The organism is Micromonospora andamanensis (assembly GCF_016863495.1).
Taxonomy (GTDB): domain Bacteria; phylum Actinomycetota; class Actinomycetes; order Mycobacteriales; family Micromonosporaceae; genus Micromonospora; species Micromonospora andamanensis.
Window position 1 is genome coordinate 246,277 of record NZ_BOOZ01000011.1, and the last position, 24,473, is coordinate 270,749.

At 72.7% G+C, this 24,473-nt stretch carries 22 protein-coding genes and 1 tRNA gene; 16 read left to right on the forward strand and 7 right to left on the reverse strand.

Going from position 1 to position 24,473, the window contains the following annotated elements; genetic code table 11:
• The first annotated feature begins 34 nt into the window (after nt 1-34).
• The 4 genes from Van01_RS12450 (at nt 35) to Van01_RS12465 (ending at nt 4,101) form a co-directional block, all read left to right on the forward strand.
• Nucleotides 35-2,881, forward strand: a complete 2,847-nt coding sequence (locus tag Van01_RS12450) for a thiamine pyrophosphate-dependent enzyme (RefSeq protein ID WP_204006205.1) — start codon at nt 35-37, stop codon at nt 2,879-2,881.
• Nucleotides 2,882-2,990: 109 nt separating this feature from the next.
• Nucleotides 2,991-3,428, forward strand: coding sequence for a DUF3052 domain-containing protein (locus Van01_RS12455; RefSeq protein ID WP_204006050.1), 438 nt, complete (start codon nt 2,991-2,993; stop codon nt 3,426-3,428).
• A gap of 52 nt (nt 3,429-3,480) precedes the next feature.
• The gene (locus Van01_RS12460) at nt 3,481-3,945 is read left to right on the forward strand and encodes a peroxiredoxin (RefSeq protein WP_204006051.1); all 465 of its coding nucleotides are present in this window, start codon (nt 3,481-3,483) and stop codon (nt 3,943-3,945) included.
• A gap of 84 nt (nt 3,946-4,029) precedes the next feature.
• A tRNA-Val gene (locus Van01_RS12465) sits at nt 4,030-4,101 on the forward strand.
• A gap of 148 nt (nt 4,102-4,249) precedes the next feature.
• Here the strand turns inward: Van01_RS12465 and Van01_RS12470 are convergent.
• Both Van01_RS12470 and Van01_RS12475 read right to left on the reverse strand, forming a co-directional pair.
• Nucleotides 4,250-4,834, reverse strand: coding sequence for a hypothetical protein (locus Van01_RS12470; protein WP_239099021.1), 585 nt, complete (start codon nt 4,832-4,834; stop codon nt 4,250-4,252).
• Between the two features lie 165 nt (nt 4,835-4,999).
• Nucleotides 5,000-5,860 (reverse strand): hypothetical protein, encoded by an 861-nt coding sequence (locus Van01_RS12475; RefSeq protein WP_204006055.1) that lies wholly within the window; start codon nt 5,858-5,860, stop codon nt 5,000-5,002.
• A 148-nt stretch (nt 5,861-6,008) separates the two neighbouring features.
• On the opposite strand from Van01_RS12475, the gene Van01_RS12480 reads away from it, so the two are divergent.
• A complete protein-coding gene (locus tag Van01_RS12480; protein ID WP_204006057.1) occupies nt 6,009-6,806 on the forward strand; it encodes an alpha/beta fold hydrolase in 798 nt (265 codons plus the stop codon).
• A 157-nt stretch (nt 6,807-6,963) separates the two neighbouring features.
• Here the strand turns inward: Van01_RS12480 and Van01_RS12485 are convergent, their stop codons facing one another.
• Nucleotides 6,964-7,902, reverse strand: coding sequence for a phosphotransferase (locus Van01_RS12485; RefSeq protein ID WP_204006067.1), 939 nt, complete (start codon nt 7,900-7,902; stop codon nt 6,964-6,966).
• Nucleotides 7,903-8,040: 138 nt separating this feature from the next.
• On the opposite strand from Van01_RS12485, the gene Van01_RS12490 reads away from it, so the two are divergent.
• Nucleotides 8,041-9,186, forward strand: a complete 1,146-nt coding sequence (locus Van01_RS12490) for a polysaccharide pyruvyl transferase family protein (protein WP_204006076.1) — start codon at nt 8,041-8,043, stop codon at nt 9,184-9,186.
• Nucleotides 9,187-9,204: 18 nt separating this feature from the next.
• Here the strand turns inward: Van01_RS12490 and Van01_RS12495 are convergent, their stop codons facing one another.
• Both Van01_RS12495 and Van01_RS12500 read right to left on the reverse strand, forming a co-directional pair.
• A complete protein-coding gene (locus Van01_RS12495; protein ID WP_204006078.1) occupies nt 9,205-9,411 on the reverse strand; it encodes a DUF8847 domain-containing protein in 207 nt (68 codons plus the stop codon).
• Nucleotides 9,412-9,464: 53 nt separating this feature from the next.
• On the reverse strand, nt 9,465-10,334 hold the full coding sequence (locus Van01_RS12500; RefSeq protein WP_204006079.1) for a carbohydrate kinase family protein: 870 nt from the start codon (nt 10,332-10,334) through the stop codon (nt 9,465-9,467).
• 91 nt (nt 10,335-10,425) lie between these two features.
• On the opposite strand from Van01_RS12500, the gene Van01_RS12505 reads away from it, so the two are divergent.
• Together Van01_RS12505 and Van01_RS12510 are read left to right on the forward strand one after the other, a co-directional pair.
• Nucleotides 10,426-13,593: a DEAD/DEAH box helicase gene (locus Van01_RS12505; protein WP_204006081.1), complete on the forward strand. Its 3,168-nt coding sequence runs from the start codon at nt 10,426-10,428 to the stop codon at nt 13,591-13,593.
• Nucleotides 13,590-14,588: an SWIM zinc finger family protein gene (locus tag Van01_RS12510; RefSeq protein WP_204006083.1), complete on the forward strand. Its 999-nt coding sequence runs from the start codon at nt 13,590-13,592 to the stop codon at nt 14,586-14,588. Before Van01_RS12505 ends, Van01_RS12510 begins: the two co-directional genes overlap by 4 nt.
• A gap of 97 nt (nt 14,589-14,685) precedes the next feature.
• On the opposite strand, the gene Van01_RS12515 is transcribed toward Van01_RS12510, so the two are convergent.
• Nucleotides 14,686-14,943 (reverse strand): DUF3040 domain-containing protein, encoded by a 258-nt coding sequence (locus Van01_RS12515; protein ID WP_204006085.1) that lies wholly within the window; start codon nt 14,941-14,943, stop codon nt 14,686-14,688.
• A 548-nt stretch (nt 14,944-15,491) separates the two neighbouring features.
• On the opposite strand from Van01_RS12515, the gene Van01_RS12520 reads away from it, so the two are divergent.
• Genes Van01_RS12520 through Van01_RS12530 form a run of 3 tightly spaced genes read left to right on the forward strand, consistent with a single transcriptional unit; the run spans nt 15,492 to nt 18,176 of the window.
• Nucleotides 15,492-16,817 carry a ferredoxin reductase family protein gene (locus tag Van01_RS12520; protein ID WP_239099022.1) on the forward strand — a complete coding sequence of 442 codons (1,326 nt, stop codon included), beginning with the start codon at nt 15,492-15,494 and terminating at the stop codon, nt 16,815-16,817.
• 13 nt (nt 16,818-16,830) lie between these two features.
• Nucleotides 16,831-17,394, forward strand: a complete 564-nt coding sequence (locus Van01_RS12525) for an FMN-binding protein (RefSeq protein ID WP_204006104.1) — start codon at nt 16,831-16,833, stop codon at nt 17,392-17,394.
• A 47-nt stretch (nt 17,395-17,441) separates the two neighbouring features.
• Nucleotides 17,442-18,176: an FAD:protein FMN transferase gene (locus Van01_RS12530; protein ID WP_204006207.1), complete on the forward strand. Its 735-nt coding sequence runs from the start codon at nt 17,442-17,444 to the stop codon at nt 18,174-18,176.
• 445 nt (nt 18,177-18,621) lie between these two features.
• Here the strand turns inward: Van01_RS12530 and Van01_RS12535 are convergent, their stop codons facing one another.
• Nucleotides 18,622-19,293, reverse strand: coding sequence for a bifunctional DNA primase/polymerase (locus Van01_RS12535; RefSeq protein ID WP_204006106.1), 672 nt, complete (start codon nt 19,291-19,293; stop codon nt 18,622-18,624).
• A 250-nt stretch (nt 19,294-19,543) separates the two neighbouring features.
• Between Van01_RS12535 and Van01_RS12540 the strand changes: the two genes are divergently transcribed.
• From Van01_RS12540 to Van01_RS12560, 5 genes are all read left to right on the forward strand, one after another.
• On the forward strand, nt 19,544-20,773 hold the full coding sequence (locus tag Van01_RS12540; RefSeq protein ID WP_204006108.1) for a helix-turn-helix domain-containing protein: 1,230 nt from the start codon (nt 19,544-19,546) through the stop codon (nt 20,771-20,773).
• 13 nt (nt 20,774-20,786) lie between these two features.
• Nucleotides 20,787-21,359, forward strand: a complete 573-nt coding sequence (locus Van01_RS12545) for a flavoprotein (RefSeq protein ID WP_099850746.1) — start codon at nt 20,787-20,789, stop codon at nt 21,357-21,359.
• 230 nt (nt 21,360-21,589) lie between these two features.
• A complete protein-coding gene (locus tag Van01_RS12550) occupies nt 21,590-22,486 on the forward strand; it encodes a Nif3-like dinuclear metal center hexameric protein (RefSeq protein WP_204006116.1) in 897 nt (298 codons plus the stop codon).
• Nucleotides 22,483-23,220: a zinc ribbon domain-containing protein gene (locus Van01_RS12555; RefSeq protein ID WP_204006118.1), complete on the forward strand. Its 738-nt coding sequence runs from the start codon at nt 22,483-22,485 to the stop codon at nt 23,218-23,220. Before Van01_RS12550 ends, Van01_RS12555 begins: the two co-directional genes overlap by 4 nt.
• A 3-nt stretch (nt 23,221-23,223) precedes the next feature.
• On the forward strand, nt 23,224-24,432 hold the full coding sequence (locus Van01_RS12560) for a bifunctional RNase H/acid phosphatase (RefSeq protein ID WP_204006120.1): 1,209 nt from the start codon (nt 23,224-23,226) through the stop codon (nt 24,430-24,432).
• The last annotated feature ends 41 nt before the right edge of the window (nt 24,433-24,473 follow it).

Here is a 24,473-nt window from a genome sequence, read left to right on the forward strand (position 1 = left end):
GTCCTCGACTGTGCGAGGCGTGCGCCTGTCGGTAATGCTGTCGGACGTGACCACCCCGCAGGATCTCGACGACCGGTTCCGCGAGTCCCTGGCCGCCCTCGCGACACCGCCGCACCGCACCGACCCGGCAAGGCAGGTGACCGAGGGCGGTGCGCTGACCGGTGCCCAACTGCTGGACCTCTTCGACGCCCAGGTCACCAGCCGGCAACTCGACCTGGCCGGCCGCTGGCTGCGCAGCTTCGGCGAGGGCTACTACACGATCGGCTCCGCCGGTCACGAGGGCAACGCGGCGGTGGCGGCGGCCCTGCGGCCCACCGACCCGGCCCTGCTGCACTACCGCTCCGGCGCCTTCTACTGCGTCCGCGCCGCCCAGGCCGACCCGTCCGCGCCGTCCCTCGTGCCACCGACCGCTGTGCCGCCGGCTGCCTCATCGTCGTCGTCTCCGTCGGTCGGGTCGGCTGAATCGTCCGCGCCGGCTGTCCCGCCCACGCCGCCGGACGGCAGTGCCGTTCAGGTCGCCCGGGCCGGCGAGGCTGCCGACGCCACCGAGACCGGCCCTTCCACCGAGACCGGCCCTTCCACCGAGACCGGGCCTTCCGCCGCGGTCGGGCCGGCCGGCCGGCCCACCGGCGGGTTGTCCGTCGCCCCGGACCGGGCGGGGACCCTCGAACGGGAGACCCCCGCTGGGTCGGACCAGCCGGCGACAAACGCGGTCGCGGCGGGACGCGACTCGACCGACGGTGCGGGTGTTGTCGAACCCGGCGTGAATCCGGCGGCGGAGGTGCCCGCAGCCGACGACCCGGCGGCAGCGGTACCACTTGCCGGTTCAAGGCCGGCCACCGTGACCGCGCCGGTCACCACGACCAGGCCCGCCGCCGGCGACGGCGGGATTCGGATGACGGGGGTCAAGCGGCCGGTGCCCCGGGCGTACACCGACGCGGCCCGGGACGTGCTGCGCGGCATGGTGGCCTCCAGCCAGGAACCGATCGCCGGTGGCCGGCACAAGGTCTTCGGCCGGGCCGACCTCGCGGTGGTTCCGACGACCTCGACAATCGCCTCGCACCTGCCCCGGGCCGTCGGGATGGGCCTTGCCGTGGAGCGGCTCCGCCGGCTGGACGCCCGAGGGGAGGCGAACCGACCCGGCGCGGAACCCGAACCGGCGCCCGGGGCCGCCGACGCCATCGTGGTCTGTTCGTTCGGGGACGCCTCGATCAACCATGCCAGCGCCACGGCCGCGTTCAACACCGCCGGTTGGTACGACCACACCGGCCTGCGCATCCCGGTGCTCTTCGTCTGCGAGGACAACGGGCTTGGCATCAGTGTCCGGTCGCCGCAGGGGTGGGTGGCCACGGCCCTGCGGTCCAAGCCCGGCATCCGGTACTTCGCCGCCGACGGTGCCGACCTGGTCGGCACGTACGAGGTGGCGGTCGAGGCGGCGGCCTGGGTACGCCGGCAGCGACGCCCGGCGGTGCTGCACCTGACCACGGTCCGGCTGATGGGCCACGCCGGCGCGGACGCCGAGAGCGCGTACCGTCCCGCCTCGGAGATCGCCGCCGACGTGGCCCGCGATCCGGTGGTCGCCACCGCGCGGCGGCTGGTGGACGCGGGTCTGGCCAGCGGCCCGGAGCTGCTGGACCGCTACGACGAGATCGGCTGGCAGGTCCGACGGATCGCCGAGGAGGTGCTCGACGAGCCGAAGCTGGCCGACGCCGCCGAGGTGATCGCCCCGCTGGCACCGCGCCGCCCGGTCCGGGTCGCCCTGGCGGTCGCCGACGCGGGCGCCCGCGCCGCCGGTACCGACGCCGCGACACGGGCCGAGGCGTTCGGCGGCAAGCCGCCGGAACTGGCCGGGCCGCTCACCCTCGCGCAGAGCATCAACGCGGCGCTCACCGACGGGCTGCTCAACCATCCGCAGATGGCGGTCTTCGGGGAGGACGTCGCCGCCAAGGGCGGGGTCTACGGGGTGACCAAGGGGCTGCGCGACAGGTTCGGTGCCGCCCGGGTGTTCGACACGCTGCTCGACGAGACCTCGATCCTCGGCCTCGGTCTCGGCGCGGGCCTGGCCGGGATGCTGCCGGTGCCGGAGATCCAGTATCTGGCGTACCTGCACAACGCCGAGGACCAGCTGCGCGGCGAGGCGGCGACCATGCGGTTCTTCTCGCAGGGCGCGTGGCGCAACCCGATGGTGGTGCGGGTGGCCGGGCTGGCGTACCAGGAGGGCTTCGGGGGCCACTTCCACAACGACAACTCGGTGGCCGTGCTGCGGGACGTACCGGGTCTGGTGATCGCCGTACCGGCCCGGCCCGACGACGCGGCGGCGATGCTGCGGACCTGCCTGGCGAGCGCGGCGGTGGACGGCAGCGTCTGCGTGTTCCTGGAGCCGATCGCGCTCTACCACACCCGCGACCTCTACACCGACGGTGACGGTGAGTGGCTTGCCGGTTATGCCGAGCCGGGTGCCTGGGCCGGCGGCCACGTGCCGGTGGGACGGGCCCGGGTGTACGGGGTCGGTTCGGCCGACGACGTCACGATCATCACCTTCGGCAACGGTGTCCGGATGTCGCTGCGGGCCGCGTCGGCACTTGCCGACGAGGGGATCGGGACCCGGGTCGTGGACCTGCGCTGGCTCGCGCCGCTGCCGGTGGCCGACCTCATCCGGGAGGCCGCCGCGACCGGCCGGGTGCTCGTGGTGGACGAGACCCGCCGGTCCGGCGGAGTGGGCGAGGGAGTGATCGCCGCGCTGGTGGATGCCGGATATGTCGGTGCGGCACGCCGGGTGGCGGCTGTTGACTCCTTCGTGCCGCTGGGTCCGGCTGCCCGGCAGGTGCTGGTGTCCGAGGAGGCCATCACCCAGGGTGCCCGTACGCTGCTGGCACGGTAAATTTCGTTCCACCCGGTGCGCCACTTGCGCAGGAGGGCACAACTGTGTGGACTTTGCCTGACGGCGTCGAGCAGACGCCGGCTCGGACGAGATGAGGAGGCACGCGACAGTGAGCGCGACCGCTGGTCAGGCTGCTGACGGGGTACGCAGCCTGGCGGACCGGTTCGGCATCGAGCCGGGGATGGTCGTCATGGAGATGGGCTACGACGACGACGTCGACTCCGATCTCCGGGACGCCCTGACCGACCGTTGTGGAGATCTTGTCGACGAGGACACCGACGAGGTCGTCGACGCGGTGCTGGTCTGGTACCGGGACGGCGACGGTGATCTTTTCGAGCTGCTCGTCGACGCCCTCGGCCCGCTGGCCGACAACGGGGTCGTGTGGCTGCTGACGCCCAAGGCCGGCCGCGAGGGCCACGTCGAGCCGAGCGAGGTCGCCGAGTCGGCACCCACCGCCGGCCTCCAGCAGACTTCCACGATCAACGCCGGCAAGGACTGGAGCGGTGCCCGACTCGTGCTACGTCGCGGTGCCAAGGGCAAGAAGTAGCCCTGTCCCCACGGCGACCGAGGCCGTCCCCGAACCGATCCGAGGAGTTGGCATGCCCGTCGAGGTTGGCGCCGAGGCGCCCGACTTCGTGTTGAAGGACCAGAACAACCAGGAGGTCCGGCTCTCCGACTTCCGGGGCCGGCGCACCGTCCTGCTGGTCTTCTACCCGCTGGCGTTCACCGGGGTCTGCCAGGGTGAGCTGACCGAGATACGGGACAACCTCGACGAGTACGTCAACGACGAGGTCCAGGTGCTGACCGTCAGCGTCGACTCGGTATTCGCCCACAAGGTCTGGGCGGACCGGGAGGACTACAAGTTCCCGCTGCTGTCCGACTTCTGGCCGCACGGCGCCGTCGCTCAGGCGTACGGCGTCTTCAACGAGGTGGCCGGCATCGCCAACCGGGGCACCTTCGTCATCGACCGGGCCGGCGTGGTCCGCTTCGCCGAGATGAACATGCCCGGTGAAGCCCGTGACCAGCAGGGTTGGCGCAAGGCCCTGGCGGAGGCCGTGGCCTGACCTGTCGACAGGTGCGAGGCGTCCGCCCGGGCCGGCGGGTGGCAGGGTAAGCTTGCCAACCGCCGGCCCGCCGTACGGCGTTCCGGGCGCGTAGCTCAGTGGGAGAGCACTCGCCTTACAAGCGAGGGGTCGCAGGTTCGAAACCTGCCGCGCCCACCCCGCACCACCAGCACCGACGACGGCCCGGAGATCAATTCCCCGGGCCGTGACAGCAACGGCGGTCACGACAGCCGGCGGCCGAGCTTCCCGAGCGCTGATCCGCCGGGTCCGAGCGATCGAGGCAGTGTCAGGACCTGGGTGACGGTCAGGAGTCCGCTGGTACGCCGGCTTCCAGTTGGCCGATCATCGGAGCGAGGAGTTCGTTGAGTTCCCGAGCCAGCACGATCACGGCTCTACGGGCAGTGGGCGCTACGGACTTGTCCGGACCGTCGGGAGCCGGAGGCAGATCATCAAGGGGGACCGGGGCTTCCACCTGCAGCATCGCGCGCAGATGGGGACTGCGCGTCAGGTCCTGATCCGAGGGTGTCGTGTATTGGCCAAACAACTGCGGCCAGTCACGCCAACCACGGTCACGCTGCCACTGCTTGGTCCACGTCAGTTCGGCGGGCCACCGCGAGATCACCGATACGGCGCAGGTCATACTCCCGTCCCACCGGCGCGGCGTACAGGTCGCGGAGATGATCCGCCTGTTCCAGCGGACGTAGCCAGGTGACAGCTCGGTAGCCAGCCGCCACGCTGTGGCAGCGAAGGTAACGGGCGCGATGTCGCCCCACGTGTCGGCAAACTCATCGATACGCCTCAGCGCCTCGGCCTCGTAGCGACCGCGCCCCTCTGCGCCGTGCTCCCGGTCGAACTGCTCATCGAGCCAGAAGGCTCGGGGTTCAGGCATGCCCATCTCCGTCCGAGGCGTGGTTCATCACGGCTGCACACCATGGCGGTTTATCACGAACCCGCACGGCTGTCGGCCCCGCTCGCGAGACGTCATCTAGCCCGGCATGTAACGCACGTCCCGAGACTCGCAGGTTCGAAACCTGCCGCGCCCACCACGCACCAGCTACTCGTTACGTCCGCTGAGGTTGAGTATCGCGGGCAGCAGGGTCAACCCGAACAGGATCAGCATCACGCCCGACCCGAGGTCGAGCACGCCGATCAGGCTGCCCAGCGAGTTGTGGGTGGTGAAGGGCGACTCTCCCAGGAAGGACATGCTCGACGCGGTGTACAGGCAGGCTGCGGCAATGGCGCTGGGACCGTAGCCGACCTCGCTGCCGTCGAGGTATCGGTAGGAGCCGAAGGAGACGGCTGCCGTCAGGCAGAGCATGGAGTTGGCCAGCACCATCGAGGCCGCGAGGTAGATGTAGACCCGAAGTTCCGCGAGATTCTCGCCGGTGGAGTCCACCCGGGTGCGGTGAAAACCCGTGGTGAGAAACCGGCGGGCGTAGCCACGGACGGTCAGATACCAGGTAAGTGCCTCGAAGAACATCGCGATGACGATGGCGGCGGCGACAAGTGCGGCACCGAGGGTGAGCCAGCGGGCACCGGGCGGCCGGGACAGGAAGAAGGCGGGTCCGGCTGTGCCGAAAACGGTGAGCGCGACCAGCCCGGGAGCGGTGAAGCAGACAGTGGCCCAGAATCGCAGTGCCATGGCCGCCGTCCGCCACCGCCGGGACCGTCGCTGCCACAGCAGGTACCGTCGCCGGATTCGGTGATCTTTGGCCCCGAACGGGAAGAAGGTGCCGCCGCACTCGATCAGCAGGCGCAGCTTGGCCTCGTCGTCGGCGGGTGGCCTCCGGTCGTACGCGAGCCGGTAGTCCCGGCCACGTTCGCTGATCCAGCGGATCGCGTTCGTGATCGCGGTCACCTTCAGCAGCCCGTGCAGGATGATCGTGATGTTGAGCAGGTCGACGACGACGGCCACCGCACCTCACCTCACCCGAGTGGGCACCCACCGAGGGCATCGAGACCCGCTGATCGTATCGGTGTCGGCAACGTCGGCACTGCTGCGCGCGGACGGGAACCGGTGCGGCGTGGTCGGGCGGGGTCGGGTCGGCGAAGGAAGGAATCAGATGGGCTACGCGCTGATCGACGGCGTTCGGTTCTGGTACGAGACGCACGGCGACGGTCGACCGCTTGTGCTGTTACATGGCGGGTTCGGCTCGGTGGAGACCTTCGCCGCGATCCGGCCGGCGCTGGCGCGGCGTCGCCTGGTGGTGAGCGTCGATCTGCCGGGCCACGGCCGCACCGCCGACGCCGGCCGTCCCCTGCGGTACGAGTCGATGGCCGACGACGTGGCGGCGTTGATCGATCATCTCGGTCTGGCCGAGGCCGAGGTGCTCGGCTTCTCCCTCGGCGGTGGGGTCGCCCTGCGGTTGGCGGTTCAGCACCGGCAGTTGCTCCGCCGGCTGGTGGTGGTCTCCGCGCCGTGTCGTCGACAGGGTTGGTTTCCCGAGGTGCTCGCCGGCATGCCCGAGCCCGACGAGGCGGCTGCCGAGCGGATGCGCGGCACCCCGCCCGAGCAGCTCTACCGGCGCGTCGCGCCCCGCCCGGAGGACTGGCCCCGGCTCTGGGTCAGGACCGGTGAGCTGCTGCGCCGCGACTACGACTGGTCATCGGAGGTCGCCGCGATCACCACGCCGACGATGCTCGTCTTCGCCGACGCCGACTCGGTCCGCCCGGCACACATGGTGGAGTTCTTCGGCCTGCTCGGTGGCGGTCATCGGGACGCCGGGTGGGACGGCACCGACCGTCCGGCCGCCCGGCTGGCCGTCCTGCCTGGACTCACCCACTACGACATCGTCGATTCACCCGCCCTCCCCGCAACGGTCCTGCCCTTCCTCACCCACCCGTCCACCCCACCCACCTGACGCCCCGCCCCCGGCACCTTCGGGAGTGCCGCTGGGTCACGGCTGCTCGGAGGCAGCAGTCTCGGGGATGTTGCGGGGTCGCCGCCGCTGGAGGCAGCAGTTTCGGGGTTGTTGCTGCCTCGAAGCTTGTGCGGGGCGAGGGCGGGGGCGGCGAGCGTCAGCTGCCGGTGCGCTCGGCCAGCCAGGTGAGCAGGACCTCGGCCTGGGCATGCTGGAACGCCCGGAGGGTGGGGATGCCCGGCGGCGGAGGCAGGCGGGCCCGGTCGGTGAAGAAGCCGGCCAGACCGGCGTAGAGGCCGGTCACCACGTCGGGGTCGACTGCGGCGGTGAGCGGCAGCCGACGCAGCAGTGCCTCGGTGTCGTGTCCGCCCTGCAGGCGTACGTCGAGCAGCAGCATCGCGGTGTCCAGCCAGGCCGGGCCGCGCGCTGCCCAGGGCCAGTCGACCACCGCGACCCGGCCGGCCCGGTCGACGAGCAGGTTGTCCGCGCGGACGTCCACGTGACACAGGGTGTCGCCGGTCAACGACGCGAGGCCATGATCCGACCAGGAGCAGAGTTGGTCGAGGTGCGTGCGGGCCCACGGGTTCAGCTCCGGCGGCGGGTCGTCGACGACCCGCCGCCAGCCGGCGAACTCGTCGGCGAGCCGGTCGGCGATGACCGGTACCTCTGCCACCGGGCTGGGCGTGAGCGCTGTCGCCATCCGTTCCAGGGCGCCCAGTACCGCGTCGAGTTCCTCGGCCTGCCACGGGGTGACCGGGTGCCGCCCGTCGACGTCGCTGAGCACCAGTGCCACCCAGTGGCCGTCGTCGTGACAGCCGAGCAGTCGGGGCGTCGGAGCGTACCCGGGCAGCGCGGCGGTGATCCGCGCCTCGGCCCGGTGCATGTCCGGGGTGTCCGGGTTCTGCGCCGGGCTGGCCGCCTTGACGAAGGCGCGACGCCCGTTGGCGGTGAGCACCCGGTCGGCGGTGCCGGGGGAGTAGCCGCCCGGCTGCGACACCGCGTCGACCACCCGGTCGCCGATGATCTTCTCGACGGCGGATCGGACATCCACTGGCAGATCCCGCCACCGTAGCCGATTCCTCGTATTCGTCTGCATGGCGTTCACGCTGCCCGCCGGACACCTGGGCGGGCAAGCCGTTTCCGGTGGGCGTGGGTACGCCGACCGCCCCGCGAGGACTGTTCACCACCGCAGCGGGGAAACGGCGGAGCGGACGCACCTGGGGAGGAGCGACGGATGACGCGTGCCGGACTGACCATCGGCGTGCTCGGCTCGTACGGTGGGCGAAACCTCGGCGACGAGGCGATCCTCACCGGGCTGCTGACCGATCTGCGTCAACAGGAGCCGCACGCGCGGATCATCGTGTTCTCGCGGAATCCCGCGCACACCGCGGTCGCCCACCCGGACGTGGAGGCGGTGCCGTGGGAGGGAGTCAGCCGAACCGACTCCGCCCTCGTCCTGTCCCAACTCGACCTGCTCATCCTGGGCGGTGGAGGCATCCTCTACGACCGGGAGGCCCGCCGCTACCTGCGGGTCGTTCGGGTGGCGCAGGAGCGGGGTCTGCCGCTGCTGACGTACGCCGTCGGCGTCGGGCCACTCAACGAGATGGTGGACACCGGCATGGTCCGGGAGACGCTTGCCGGCGCGGTCCAGGTGACCGTACGCGACCAGGAGTCGCGGATGGTGCTGGAGGAGGCGGGACTGCTCAATCCGATCACGGTGACCGGTGACCCGGCGTTCCTGCTGGAACCTGAGGACTTTCCCGCGCAGTTCCTCCGTGAGGAGGGCGTGCCGGCCGGTAAGCGGCTGGTCGGGATGAGCGTGCGGGAGCCGGGTCGGGCCGCGGAACGGCTCGACGTGGACGGATACCACCGGCTGCTGGCGCAGATCGGTGACTTCCTGGTGCACCGGATCGACGCGCACGTGCTGTTCGTGCCGATGGAACGCGACGACATCCGGCACTCCCACGGCGTGCTGTCGCACATGATCGCCGCCGAGCGGGGGCGGATCCTGCACGGCACCTACTCCCCGCAGCAGGTGCTCGGGTTGATGCGGCACTTCGACCTGGCGGTCGGTATGCGCCTGCACTTCCTGATCTTCGCCGCGATGATGGGTACGCCGTTTCTGCCCCTGCCGTACGCCGGCAAGGTCTTCGACCTCGCCCAGCGACTCGGGGTGCCGGCGTTGCGGGGGGTGGAGCGCGAGGTGGAAGGTCCCCTGCTGGCCGAGGTGGACCAGCTGTGGGATGAACGCGAACAGCGGGCCGAGGTCACCGCTCAGCGGGTGGCTCGGGTGTGCGACGAGGCAAGGGGTACCTCTCAGGTCACCCGGGCGGTGCTGGAGAGCTTGCGCAACCGGTCCCTTGTCGAGGTCGGCGCCTGATCGGCGGGGGCGTCGGGCTCAGACCGCCGGCCCCCGCCAGCAGTAGCGCCACTGCTGGCGGTCGGCGTCGACGGACTCCAGCTCGTAGATCTCGGCTGCCGCCAGACCTGCTGGCCCCAGGTGATGGTGGGTCAGTGGGGGCCGACCGTTCGGGTCCAGCTCGACGGTGACGTGCTCACCGTCGGCCGTGCCGCCCACCAGTGGGATCTCAACCGTGGATGCCATGCGCCCATCCTGCCCCGACCGTGGGTGACCCGCAGGGCGAAGCGGAGACTCGGTCAGTCGCGGGGCAGCAGCCCCGGCGGGTACTCCATGCCGTCGTGGGTGCAGGCCGCGGCGGCGACCCGGGTCGCGTACCCGGCCGCCTCCGCCCAGGTCGCGCCGCGCGACCGGGCCGCGATGATCCCCGCCGCGAAGGCGTCCCCGGCGCCGTTGCTGTCGATCACCGGGCCGGGCGGCACGGCCGCCGGAATCCGCTGGACGCGACCGCCCAGGTACAGCTCGGCGCCGTCCGCGCCCCGGGTCACCAGCACCGGGCGCGGTGCCAGCGTGCCGGCCACCGCCGCCGCCCGGTCGTCGAGCGCCGCGCCGCTGACCAGCACCAGCTCGGCGACCTCGGCGAAGGGGCGGTGGTACGGGTTGCGGCCGTCCCAGTCGTGCAGGTCGGTCGAGGTGCCCACCCCCTCGCCCAGCACCTCACCGAGATCGGGCAACAGGTCCCGCACCCACCCCATGATCGACAGGTGCACGTGGGTGGCGTCCCGGGCCAGCTCCGCCACCTGCGTCGACGCGAACGGCGGCGGACCGTCCGAGCTCCGGGGGTCGTACAGCGACATCCGTCGACCGTCGGGGTCGACCAGGTTCACCGACCGTCGGGTGCCGGCCGGGTCGTCGGCCAGGACCGTCCGCACACCGGTACGAGCCAGCGCGGCCCGGACGACGGCACCGGCCGGGTCCACGCCCACCGTGTCGACCACCGTCACCCGCAGCCCGAGCGCGTGTGCGGCGAGCACCACACCGGCTCCGGTGTTGCCCACCCGCAACTCGATCGGGTCGACGGTGACGGAGTCGACCACCGGCAGCGGCAGCCGGGGCACCCGCACCCGCACATCGACACCGAGGCCGCCGATCACCAGGAGGTCGCACATGGCGGCGACGCTAGCCGGTCGGCGCCGCCTATCCTGGCCCGGGTGCCGAACGGGCGGGCCGGGTGGGCCTGTCCGGTCCGAGGGGGAATGCGTGCTTGTCGTCCATGGGATGTGGCTGCCCGGTCGGGTGCTGGCGGTGTGGGCCGAGGACAGCACCCTGCCACCCCATGCCCCGCGCCGTCCCGGCCGGGCACCGCGATCCCGCCCGCACCCGTTCGCCGCCGAACCCGCCACGCTCGTCGCGGCGCTCGCCGACGCCGCCGAACCGGACGACCTCGGCACGGCGCTGCTGCGCCTGCCCACCCGGGCCGGCTCGCCGCTGGACTCGCCGGAACTGGTGCGGACCGCCGTCGTGGCACCGGCCCGTGGCCCGGTCACCCTCGCCGGGTGGCAGGTCCCGATCCTGGCGTACGCCCCGGACGCCGCCCTGTCGCTGCTGCGTGGCGTGGCCGGGCTGACCGCCGCGCCCGGAGCGAGCCTGCGACACCTGGCCGAGCTGGCCGACTTCGCGACCGACCTGGCCGCCCGGGGTCGGGTACTGCCCAGCCTCGCCGACCCGCCTCTCGCCACCGAGCGGGAGCGGGCCGATCCGGCCGACGAGTCGCCCGCCTGGGCGGTGTGGCGGCCGTTGCTGACCGGCACGGACGCCGCCTGGGCCCGGTCGCTGGCGCTGGCCCTGCCCCCCGCCACCCGGGCCGTCATCGAGGCGGAACTGCCCGGGACGGCACCCGGCGGCCCCGGTCGGCAGTCCCGGCGGTCGAGTCCGTCCGACATCTCGGTCGACGCGCCCGGGCCACTGGTCGCCGAGGCGCTCGACGCGCTCACCGACGCGGCCGTCCGCGCCGCGCTGCCACCGGTGACGCTGGCCCGGGGAGTACGACCGAACGGCGCGGTGGCGGCCTGGCTGGGCGCGTTGACCGGACCGCGTCGTGGCTTCACCGCCGATCCGGCGGTGCTGCGTACGCTGCGCTCCGAACTGGACACCTGGCAGCGCGACGCCGCCGGCGGCACGGTGCGGGCCAGCTTCCGGCTGGTCGAGCCGACCGCCGACGAGCTGACCGAAGCGGTGACTGTGGTGCCGACCGACCCCGACGCCGTCGTCGCCGCCGACGGCCGGTGGCGGGTCGAGTTCGGGCTGCGCGCCACCGACGAGCCGGGCCTCCACGTCGACGCCGGCCAGGTGTGGCGCGGCGACGGCGACACCGTCGGCGGTGACCACCCTCAGGAGATTCTGCTTGCCGAGCTCGGCCGGGCCAGCCGACTGTGGCCGGAACTGGACGAGGCGCTGCGTACCGCCCGGCCGGAGGCGCTGGAGCTGGACACCGAGGGGGCGCACCGGTTCCTGCGCGAGGGCGCGCCGACGCTGCACGCGGCGGGTTTCACGGTGCTGCTGCCGTCGTGGTGGCGGCGACCCGCGTCGCGGCTCGGCGCCCGGCTGCGGGCCCGCTCCCGCAGCGCCCCCGGTGCGGTCAGCGGCCCGGCGGACCGGGTGGGACTGGACGCCCTCGTCGACTACCGCTGGGAACTGGCCCTCGGCGACGAGCCGTTGACCTCCGACGAGCTGACCCGCCTGGCGGAGCTGAAGACCCCGCTGGTCCGGCTGCGCGGGCGCTGGGTCGAACTGGACCCGAAGCGACTCGCCGCCGGCCTGCGACTGCTCCGGTCCAGCGGCGAACTGACAGTTGCCGACCTGCTGCGGCTCGGCCTGTCCGACGCCGAGCAACCAGACGCGTTGCCGGTGCTCGAGGTGAGCGCCGACGGCGCGCTCGGTGAGCTGCTCGCCGGGGCCGTGGAGCGGCGGCTCGCCCCGCTCGACGAGCCGCCGTCCTTCCACGGCACGCTGCGGCCGTACCAGCGGCGGGGGCTGGCCTGGCTGGCGTTCCTCCAGTCGCTGGGGCTCGGCGGGGTCCTCGCCGACGACATGGGGCTGGGCAAGACGGTGCAGCTGCTGGCGCTGCTGGCCGCCGACCCGCCGCAGGCCGGTCCGACCCTGCTGATCTGTCCGATGTCGCTTGTCGGCAACTGGCAGCGGGAGGCCGCCCGGTTCACCCCGGACAAGCGCGTACACGTGCACCACGGCGCCCAGCGGGCCCGGGGCACGGAGTTCACCGCCACCGTGCACGACGCGGACCTGGTCCTCACCACGTACTCGGTGGCCGCCCGGGACGCCGGAGACCTGGCCGGCGTCGACTGGCACCGGGTGGTGGTCGACGAGGCCCAGGCCATCAAGAACGCCGCCACCCGGCAGGCCGAAGCGGTACGGGCACTGCCCGCGCGACACCGCATCGCGGTCACCGGTACGCCCGTGGAGAACCGGCTGGCGGACCTGTGGTCCATCATGCAGTTCGCCAACCCTGGCCTGCTCGGCCCGGCCGCGACGTTCCGTAAGCGGTTCGCCGAGCCGATCGAGCGGCACGGGGACACCGAGACCGCCGAACGGCTTCGCCGCATCACCGGCCCGTTCGTGCTGCGCCGGCTCAAGACCGACTCGTCGATCATCTCGGACCTGCCGGAGAAGCTCGAGATGGAGGTCTTCTGCAACCTCACCGCCGAGCAGGCGGCGCTCTACCGGGTGGTCGTCGACGACATGCTGGCCCGGATCGAGTCCAGCGACGGCATCGAGCGGCGCGGGCTGGTGCTGGCCACGATGACCCGCCTCAAGCAGGTCTGCAACCATCCCGCGCAGCTCCTGCGCGACGGTTCACCGCTGGACGGCCGGTCGGGCAAACTGGCCCGGCTGGAGGAGATCCTCGACGAGGTCCTCGCGGCGGGGGAGAAGGCCCTGCTGTTCACCCAGTACGCGGAGTTCGGCGGGATGCTGCGCGGGCACCTGTCGGCCCGGTTCGGCCGGGAGGTGCTGTTCCTGCACGGCGGGGTCGGCAAGGCGGACCGCGATGCGATGGTGGCCCGCTTCCAGTCCGACGGCGGACCGGCGCTGTTCGTCCTCTCCCTCAAGGCCGGCGGGACCGGCCTGACGCTCACCGCCGCCAACCACGTGGTGCACGTCGACAGGTGGTGGAATCCGGCGGTGGAGGACCAGGCCACCGACCGGGCGTTCCGGATCGGACAGCGTCGCCGGGTGCAGGTCCGCAAGTTCGTCTGCGCCGGCACTGTGGAGGAGAAGGTCGCCGCGCTGATCGCCGACAAGCGGGGCCTGGCCGCCTCGGTGGTCGGCACCGGTGAACAGTGGGTCACCGAGCTGTCCACCGCCCAGCTACGGGAGTTGTTCGCGCTGGAGGCGGGGGCGGTGGCCGAGTGAGCGTCGACGGCGCAGGCCGGTTCGCCGACTACGGCCCGCCACGGCGGGTCGACGGCGGCCTGCGGGCCCGCAGCACCCGCGGCGCGATAGGGATCTCCTGGTGGTCCCGCCGGTTCCTGGAGGTGCTGGAGTCCTTCGCGCTCGGCACCCGGCTGACCCGGGGACGGTCGTACGCCCGCGCCGGCCAGGTGCTCCGCCTTGACGTCGCTCCGGGCGTGGTGACCGCAGTGGTGCAGGGCTCCCGGCCCAAGCCGTACCAGGTGAGCGTCGCGCTGCCACCCTTCCCGGCGCCGCTGTGGGCCCGGATCGAGGGGGAACTCGCCGCCCAGGCGTTCTTCAGCGCCCGGTTGCTCGCCGGCGACCTGCCTGCCGAGTTGGAGCAGCTGTTCGTCGCGGCCGGGGCACCGCTGTTCCCGGTGGCGATCACCGACCTGGACCAGCGTTGTTCATGTCCGGACGTCGCGGTGCCCTGCAAGCACCTCGCGGCCACCTTCTACCTGCTCGCCGAGGCGTTCGACGCGGACCCGTTCACCCTGCTGCACTGGCGTGGCCGCAGCCGGGCCGACCTGCTCACCCGACTGCGGCACCGTCGAGCCGAAGCGCGCCCGGCAACGACAGCGCAGACCGGGGACGGCGAGCCGGCGGCCGGTGCCGACGGTGCGGTACCGGAGCCGACCCGTCGACGTGGCAGCTCCCGTACCCGGGACACCGGGCCGGCGGGCAGCGGCCGGGAGGCCGTCGGCGGGTCGCCCGACCACCAGGCTGACGTGCCCGCCGCCGGTGCCGCCCGGGCGCTGGCCGACCTGCCCGTCACGCCGCTGGCCGAGACGGTCGACAGGTTCTGGCTGCCGCCGGTGCCACTGCCGGACCGCCCACCGAGCCTGACCGCCCGGCCCGACCTGCTGTTACGACAGCTGGGCGCACCCGCGCCGGCCATCGGTGGACCGGGACTCGTCGAACGCCTGCGGCACGCCTACCGCCAGCTCGGCGAATAGGCCTCGTTCCGTCGCCACGGTCACGCTCGGTCCTGGATCGAGCGACGTCCGCCGCTGCGTGCGTCACTCGATCCTGGACGGGGCGCGACCCTGACGCTCACAGCCAACGTTGGCGAAACCGCCACATCAGCGCCGCGTTCGTCAACAGCACCACCGCGAAGATCGCCCCGGCCAGCCGACCGGCGAGCACGGTGGTCGCTGGCAGCGCCGCCCAGAGCACGACTGTCAACAGCAGCAGCCAGCGGCCGTGCCGCCCCCGGGCCCGGTTGTCGAGCCGGGCGAAGAACGCCGGGTCACTTTCCCGCAGGTGGCGGGTGATCTGTTCGAATCTGCGTTGATCCTCTTTGCTGAGCATGTGCCTTCCCCTCACGCGTTCAGCAACGGTGCGGCGGAATACCCGCTGGGGTGACGGCTCACGCGCCCTTCCTGTTGCTACTTTGGCCCGGCAGACGAGGAGCAGGGGCCGGCGACAGCTGAGCGACCGCTTATCCGAACCTTAAGTTTCCTCCTCGTGTGGGTGCTGCCGCGCCGGGTGTGGTGCGTGGGAATGTCGCCCACCGATCACCGGGGGCCGACGAACGCCCTGCTTGCGACGTGCATTACCCGATCAGCCGTCGACCGACCGAGATTCGCTCCTGGTGAGATCGCGCCTTTAAGTGCCCCCGGCGGGCCTTGTCGAGGCGGACGACAGTTGACTACCTTGCCCGGGCAAACCTCTCAGGCATCAGTCGTCGTACCTCGGGAGACCTGCCACGCCCTGGGGTCGACGCCCGGCAGGAATCGGAAACGGTGCATGGCCGATCAGCTCGACGAGCGCGGCGGCCGGGCGTGACTACCTACCCCCGTCCGGCCTCCGGTCCCCGACCGCCCCTTCGGGCGGGGTCGCACGAGCCGGCGCCGGCCGTGCCGCGGCGCGGTGCCGGTGGCCGGCGACTGCTTGTCGTGCTGTTCCTCGGCGGTCTGGTCGCCAGCGTGCTGCCGTGGTGGCTGGACACCCCGACCGGCTCGTTGACCGGCGGCATTGCGATGACCACCGCCGCCGGGCAGATCACCGGCCTGGTCGCCGGCTACCTGCTGCTGGTCCAGGTGCTGATGATGAGCCGCCTGCCGGTGCTGGAGCTGTGGGCCGGCGGAGAGCGGATCGCCCGGTGGCACCGCGACGTGGCCGCCACCCTGCTGGTCGCGGTGCTCGCCCACACGGCCCTGATCCTGGTCGGTTACGCCGGGCTGGAGGGCCGTTCGCCGCTGCGCCAGGCGGGCGTGATGCTGCGCGAGTACCAGGACATGGTCTCCGCGTTCGCCGCCGCCGGTCTGCTGGTGCTGGTCGGGCTGGTAAGTGTGCGGGCGGTCCGCCGGGTGCTGCCGTACGAGCTGTGGCACGCCACCCACCTGGCCGCGTACGCCGTGCTGCTGCTCGGCTACGCCCACCAGTTCAGCAACGGCAGCCAGCTGTTCCGGCCCGGCCCGGCGCGTACCGGATGGATCGCCCTGTACGTACTGGTGATCGCCGCGTGGCTGTGGGGTCGGGTGATCAAACCACTGCGGTTCAACCTGCGGCACCGGCTGCGGGTGAGCGACCTGGTCACCGAAAGTCCCGACGCCGTCTCGATCTACCTGACCGGAGTACGCCTCGATCGGCTGGAGTTGCTGGGTGGGCAGTTCTTCCGCTGGCGTTTCCTGACCCGGGGCTGCTGGTGGCAGTCGCACCCGTTCTCGGTCTCCGCCGCCGGCAACGACCGCTGGCTGCGGCTGACCGTCAAGGTGGTCGGCCGGCACACCCAGGACCTGCGCAACCTCGATCCGGGCGTACGGGTCTGGGCGGCCGGCCCGTCAGGCACCTGCACGGCCGCCCACCGCACGCGCGAGCGGGCGCTGCTGATCGCTGCCGGCAGCGGCATCACCCCACTGCGGGCGATGCTTGAGGAACTGCCGCCGAACGCCGCGCTGATCTACCGGGCCCGCACCTCGGCCGACGTGCTGTTGCGGGAGGAACTGGACTGGCTGGCCCGCAATCGTGGGCTGCGGGTCTGGTACGTCCTCGGCTCCCGCGGCGACCCGGGCCCACGTCAGGTGATGACCCCGGACGGAATACGCCAACTGGTTCCGGACGTCGCCCGGCGCGACGTCTACCTGTGCGGCCCGCCCGGCCTGGTCGAGCAGTGCCGCCGGGTGCTGCGTCAGGCCGGCGTCCGTCGCCGCCAGATCCACCTCGCCACCTTCGAACTCTGAGAGGGTCCATCGCATGCGTCGCGCGCTCCTCGCGATCACCGGCCTGGCCGCCAGCACCACAGCGCTTGTGGTGTTCAAGGCCGCACCGGGCACCGGTCAGCTCGCCCGGGAGGTGCCCGCCCCGGCACCCACCGCCGCCGGGAAGGCGGAACCGGCAGCCGGCCCGGACCGGAAAACGCCAAGCGGCTCGCCGAAGCCGACACGCAGCGCCGCCGGGGCGAGCCGGTCCGCGTCGAGTGCCGCTCCGAAGCGCCCGGCCGCCTCCCCGACCGGTACGGCTGCCGCGCAACCCTCCGCCAGCACCATCGTCGGGCCGGTGGCGACAAACGAGTTCGGCGAGGTGCAGGTCCGCATCACTGTGGTCGGCGACCGGATCGTCAACGCGGCGGCGCTGCGACTGCCGCGCCGGACGGCCCAGTCCGACCAGCGCAGCGACCAGGTCGACAGCCGCTACAGCGGTACGGTCGGGATGGTGGTGGAACGGCAGAGCGCCGACCTGGACACCATCACGGGCGCGACCGCGACGAGCGACTCCTACCGGGGGTCGTTGCAGGCCGCCATCGACCAGGCACGATGAGCGTGGACACGTTGATCCGGCCCGGTCTGCGGCGCGTCGAACACGTGATGGGCACCCCGGTCAGCCTCGACATCGCCGACGACCGGCCCCCGACGGTGCTGGCCGCGCGGGCCGACGAGGTGTTCGCCTGGCTGCGGGAGGTGGACGCGAGGTTCAGCACGTACCGCCCGGACAGCGAGGTGTGCCGCTTCGACCGGGGCGAACTGCTGCTCTCCGAGGCGTCGGCCGACCTGCGTCGGGTGCTGGAACGCTGTGCCGACCTCTGGGGGGCCACCGACGGCTTCTTCGACGCGTACGCCACCGGCGGGCTGGACCCGTCCGGGTACGTCAAGGGGTGGGCCGTCCAGGTGGCCTCCGACCGGCTGCGCGCCGCGGGCATCGACAACCACTGCCTCAATGCCGGCGGTGACGTCCGGGTACGTGGCCACTCGTCGACCGGGCTGCCGTGGCGGATCGGTGTGCGGCACCCCTGGAACCCGTCGGCGGTCTGCCTGGTGCTCACCGGGACGGACCTGGCGGTCGCCACGTCAGGTGTCTACGAACGCGGCCCCCACGTGCGGGATCCCCGGCGTGGAGCACCGGCGCGGGGGCTGCGGTCGGTGACCGTGATCGGGCACGACCTTGGACTGGCCGACGCGTACGCCACAGCGGCCGTGGCCATGGGCGTGGCCGGCATCGGCTGGCTGGACCGGCTGCCCGCGCACCGGCACGCGGTGATCACCGACGACGCGCGGTGCCTGCACTCCGCCGACCTCCCGCTGGCCCCCGACCCAGCCCCCTGACCATGCCCTCGCCCCTGACCATGCCCCGCCTCTCATCGCTCCCCGCCGACCGCTGGCCACCAGGTTCGATCGGTGGCAGCGAAGGTGGCCGACACGCCGGCCAGGAACCGCCTCCACTGCCACGGATCGCGGCTGCGCGGGGACCGGGCCAGGCACCTCGGGGCAGGAAGGTTCGGGGTCAGGGCCAGCGGGCCGGGCGGTGGGTGATCGCCGGGCGGGATCCGGCCGGCCGGGGACGGCCGGGCCGGGCACCCGGGGGACGGGTGGCCGCCCATCGGTGCCCGGGTCGGTGTCGTCGGGGCGGCTCTGCCCCGCCCGGGTGGTGTCTGGTGTCGTCGGTGGACATCGCATCCCCGCTCCCGGCGCGGGCGCGCCGTCGAAGGGTCCAACGAGCGCCGGTCCTCCCGGGTCTCGCTGCCGGCGCGACGCACCTCGCGCCATCCGGTCAGTGACCTCGTCGAGGCAGCGGCAGATGGCCCGGGACCAGTGCCGAGGTGAGCGTCACTCCGGTCGCGCGCAACGCCTCCACGAGCGTGTTCTGCACGAGGTAGGAGTCCGGCAACTGCCAGCGGGCCTGCTCCGGCGCGACGGCCCAGCGGACCTGTCCCTCGGGCAGCCGGGTCGGTGGCGCGGGCACCCACGACCCGCGACCGTGCAGGACCACGTCGAAACAGTGCTCCAACTCGGGTCGCAGCGGGTCGCCCGGGCGGACCAGGAACATCCACCTACCGGTCGGGGTGACCAGCACCGGGCCGCGTACCCCCGGACCGGCCGGGTGGGCGCTCACCGCGTCCAGGACCATTCTTCCGAGGTGGGCGGGGATCTCCAGCACGTCGAAGGAGCGCCCGGTGGGCAGCAGGACGCCGTGCGGCCGGGACCGCCACCAGGTGGCCACTCGCGCCGGATCGGCGCTCGCCGCGTGCTCCCAGTCCTCCAGGGCCGGATGACAACCGACAGTCGGGCAGCCGGCCCGCCCGCAGACGAAGCGGCTCCGCGCCAGGCAGGCGCCCGGGGTCACCGTCCAGCCGTGCAGGGCGTAGCGCACGGCGACCCGGCGCAGTCGTACCCGTTCCAACGGCGACAGACGCGCCACGTGCGGTCCGACATTCCCCCACATTGGTGCCATCTCCCCTCGCCGCGCCCGACCGGCGTCAGCTCGTACGTCGAGACCCGTCACTGCCGTAGCCCGTCATCGTTTGTTTGACAAAGTGGCTGATGCAACTTGCACGAAAAGTACGAGGTTCGGCCGTAAGGCTGACGCACCTCCTGTGCGACCAGCGGAAACCTGGAGATACGGACGGATCGCCGCGCCCACGGAACGGCCCCCGGCCCCCGGCCAGGGCTCCAGCAAGGGGAGGACTGGGGAGATGGACGAGCTACCCATCGGGCGGCGGGTGGCCTACTGGCGTGGCCGACGAAAGATGTCGCAGCAGGTTTTCGCCGACCGGTTGGGCAAGTCGAAGAGCTGGGTCGACAAGGTCGAGCGGGGCGTGCGGCGACTGGACAAGTTCTCCGTGCTCTACGAGATCGCCGACATCCTCCAGATGGACGTGCAACTGCTGCTCGGCAAGGACCCGGAGCGACGCACCGACGCGCTCAACTGCATCGACCAGTTCGAGGTCGAGGAGATCCGGGCCGCCCTGGAGCGCTACGACTCGATAAGCGCGTACTTCGACGCGGCGCCGAGCCCACCACCGCTCGCCGACATGAGCAAGGCGGTCACCCACGCCTGGCTGACCTACCAGTACGGCCGCTACGGGATGCTCACCCGGGCTCTGCCGAAGCTGCTCCGCGACGCCCAGGCGGCCGACGCGGCGTACGGCGGCGACCAGGCCCAGCGCGCCGCCCACCTGCTCGGGCAGGTCTACCAGCTCGCCTCCTCGGTGCTGCGCAAGCTGGGCGAGTGCGACCTCGCCTGGCTCGCCGCCGACCGTTCCATCGCCGTGGCGCAACGCGCCGACGACCAGTTGCTCGCCGGTGTCGCCACCACCCGGGTCTGCAACGCCCTGGTGGCGATGGGCCGGCCCCGTCCGGCGCTGGAACTGAACGTACGGATCGCCAACCAGCTCGCGCCGGGCGGCGGGAACGACAGCCGACCAGAGCGCCTCTCCGTCTACGGGATGCTGCTGCTCCAGGGCGCGATGGCGGCCTCCCGCATCGGTGACACCGCCACCGTGGAGGATCTGCTCAACGGAGCCCACGCGGCAGCTGTCGAGCTGGGCGGCGACCACAACCACTACTGGACCTCGTTCGGGCCGACGAATGTGGAGCTGCACCGGGCGGCGGCCGCCGTCGAGCTGGGCGACGGTGGCCGGGCCGTCGAGGTGCACCGGCAGAAGATCCAGCCCGCGCCGTTCGACGCGATGCTGCCCGAACGCCGGGCGCACCACCTGCTCGACCTGGCCCGGGGCTTCGCGTTGATCGGTGACGTGGCCAACGCCGGCGAGATGCTGTTGCGCGGTGACCGCCTGGCCCCGTCCGAGATCCGCTGCCGTCCGATCGCCCACGAGGTGATGTCGGACGTCCTTCGTCGCACACGTGGTGCGCCGCCTTCTCCGATCGCGGAGTTGGCTGAGCACATGGGAGTAGGAGTATGACCTCGGAGCCGGCATGACCGGTTCGCACCGCCATGACGGGCACCGCCAGGTGCTCTACATCATCGCCTGTGGCTCGCCACTGGCCCGAGACGTGGGCCGGCTCGTCGACCTGGCCCAACAGGACGGCTGGGACGTCTGCGTGATCACCACGCCCGACGGTGCCAAGTTCGTCGATCGCACCGCGCTGGCCCGGCAGACCGGCCACCCGGTACGCACCCACTACAAGAACCCGGGCGACCCCGACGTGCTGCCCACCGCCGACGCCATGATCGTCTGCCCGGCCACCGTCAACACGGTGAACAAGTGGGTGGCCGGCATCGCGGACACCCTCGCCCTGGGGCTGCTGGTGGAGGCCCAGGGCCGGGGGATACCGCTGGTGGCCGTGCCGTACACGAACGCGGCGATGGCCGCTCACCCGGCCTTCCGGGCCGGCCTGGCCCGGCTCTCCGAATGGGGGGTGGGGGTGCTCTTCGGCGATGACGTCTTCCCGCTGCACCCGCCGGGGACAGGAGAGCGGCACCAGCACGCCTTCCCGTGGGCACTGCCCCTGACCGCCGTCCGCGACCGCCTCTGCCGGACCGGTTGACCGGCATCCCACAGTCGAAGCCCCCGGTCCGGGTACGGGAGGCGTTTCCGGCAGCCGGAGCAGACACGGCCCGGCCGCGGCGAAGGTCCGTGGCCGGGCCCACGGCGTCCGCAGGCCGTAGACCGGTACCCGGCCACGCCGGTCCACGGCCCCGGGTCGGGCTGCCGGCCCGCCCAGGTGTGGCCGGGTGACGTCCGGTAGCGGCCCCGACGCCGGTAAGCTCACCGGCCGTGAGCACAACCGCAGCCGTACCGACAGTCGCCGACGTGGTGGCCGAGGTGGCGCGGCACTACCCGCCGGCCTGGGCCGAGGAGTGGGACCGGGTCGGCCTGGTGCTCGGCGAGCCGTCCGCCTCCGTCCGCCGGATCCTCTGCGTCGTGGACGTGGTTCCCGAGACGGTCGCGGAGGCGCTCGACGTGGGCGCCGACATGATCATCGCCCATCACCCGCTGCTGCTGCGGGGGGTGTCGTCGGTGGCGCCGACGACCTACAAGGGCCGCATCGTCCACCAACTGATCAAGGCCGATGTCGCGCTGTACGTCGCGCACACGAACGCCGACGTGGCCGTCCCGGGCGTCTCCGACGCCCTCGCCGCCCGGCTCGGTCTGCTCGACCTGCGCCCACTGCACCCGGCCCGGCCCGACAGCCCCGCCGCCGGGCAGGGGCGCGGGGCCGGTCGGATCGGCCGGCTACCGCAGCCGCTGACCCTGGCCGAGCTGGCCCGCCGGGCCGCCGCCGTACTGCCGGCCACCGCCGTCGGCGTGCGCGCCGCGGGCGACCCGGACCGCACGGTGCGTACCCTGGCGGTCTGCGGTGGCGCCGGGGACAGTTTCCTGGCCGACGCCATCGCCGCCGGGGTGGACGCCTACCTCACCTCGGACCTGCGCCACCACCCGACCGGCGAGCACCTCGCCACCGGCGGGCCGGCGTTGCTCGACGCCACCCACTGGGCCACCGAACGGCCGTGGCTGGACGACCTCGCGGCGCTGCTGCGGACCGCACCCGGCGTCGAGACCCTGGTGTCCGACCTGGACACCGACCCGTGGACCGTGCACGCCGCCTCACCGCACCCGGACGAACCCGCGCCGGACGAACCCCGCAGCGGACGACAAGGAGCCCGACCGTGAAGGCTGACCCCCAGGTCCAGCGCCGCCTGCTCGATCTCCAGGCGATCGACACCGCCCTCGCCCAGCTCGCCCACAGGCGTCGGTCGTTGCCCGAGCGCACCGAGTTGGAGGCCCTCGCCCGGGAGCTGTCCGCCCTAGAGGACGAACGGGTCCGCGCCCAGGTGGCGGTCGACGACCTGGACCGGGACATCGCCCGGCTGGAGCGGGACGTGGACCAGGTCCGGGCCCGCAAGACCAAGGACGAGGACCGGCTGGCCGCCGGCACCGGCCCAGCCCGCGAGCTGGAGGCGCTCCAGCACGAGCTGGCCTCCCTCAACCGCCGGCAGAGCGACCTGGAGGACGCCGAGCTGGAGCTGATGGAGCAGCGGGAGACCGCCCAGGCGGTGCTGGACGGCGTGGAACAGCGGCTGACCGAGGTACGGGAGCGGCGGGCCGCCACCGAGCAGCGGCGCGACGACAACCTCGCGGAGATCGGTCGCGAGGAGGAATTCAAGCGCTCCGCCCGGCAGCCACTCGCCAACGACCTGCCCGCCGACCTGGTGCAGCTCTACGACCGGATCCGCGCCGACACCGGGCTCGGCGCGGCACTGCTGACCGCCGGCCGCTGCGGCGGGTGCCGGCTGGATCTCTCCGGCGCCGACCTGGCCCGGATCCGCAAAGCCGACCCGGACGACGTGGTCCGCTGCGAGGACTGCCGCCGGATCATGGTCCGCACCAACGAGTCCGGGCTGTAGCCGGTGGCGAGGCGTACGGTCCTGGTCGAAGCAGACGGTGGATCCCGGGGCAACCCCGGTCCGGCCGGGTACGGAGCGGTGCTCCGCGACGCGGCGACCGGAGAGGTGCTGGCCGAGCGGAGCGAGGCGATCGGCACCGCCACCAACAACGTCGCCGAGTACCGGGGACTGATCGCCGGCCTGGCCGCCGCCGCCGAGCTGGGGGCCGACGAGGTCGAGGTCCGGATGGACTCCAAACTTGTCGTCGAGCAGATGTGCGGCCGCTGGCAGATCAAGCACCCCGGGCTGCGCCCGTTGGCCGCCGAGGCCGCCAAGCTTGTCGGCCGGTTCACCGCCGTACGGTTCAGTTGGATCCCCCGGGACCGCAACACCCACGCCGACGGGCTCGCCAACGCCGCCATGGACGCCGCGGCAGCGTCCGGCGTCGCCACCCCTACCGTCGAGCCGCCCCGGATGGTCGAGCCGCCGCGCCGCCTCGGTGGCCCGGAGCCCGCCGGTGGCGGAGCTGCCGAGGTCGCCGCCCGCGCCGAGTCACCGGGTGCCGACCTGACCAGCGCGCCGGTGTCCTGGGAGCCCCGACCCAGCTTCACCGCCACCCGGCTGATCCTGGTCCGGCACGGCGAGACCGAGTACACCGAGCAGGGCCGCTACTCCGGTCGCGGCGACATCCCCCTCAGCAGCAAGGGCCAGGCCCAGGTACGGGCCACTGCCGCGCGGGTGGCCGCGCTCGCCCCGGACGCCGTGGCCGTGATCAGCTCACCGCTGTCCCGGTGTACGGCGACCGCCGAGGCGATCGCTGCCGCCCTCGACGACCTGCCGGTACGCCGCGACGACGAACTCATCGAGTGCGACTTCGGCGCCTGGGAAGGACGCACCTTCGCCGAGGTACGCGAGGGCTGGGCCGGCGAACTCGACGCCTGGCTCGCCTCCACCCGGGTCGCCCCGCCGGACGGCGAGTCGTTCGCCGCGGTCGCCGAACGGTGCGACCGGGTGGTCCGGCGGCTGCTCGACGCGTACCCCGGACAGGCCGTCGTGGTGGTCTCGCACGTCTCGCCGATCAAGCTGATGCTGCGCGACGCGCTCGCCGCCACCGACACCTTCCTGCACCGCCTCTACCTCGACGCGGCAGGTGTCTCGGTGCTGGACCGCTGGCCCGACGGCGGCGTCGCCGTCCGCTCGATAAACGAAACCGCCCACCTCGCTACCCTCTAACCCGCCTCCCGCCTCGCCTCGTCGATCTTGCACTTCTGGTC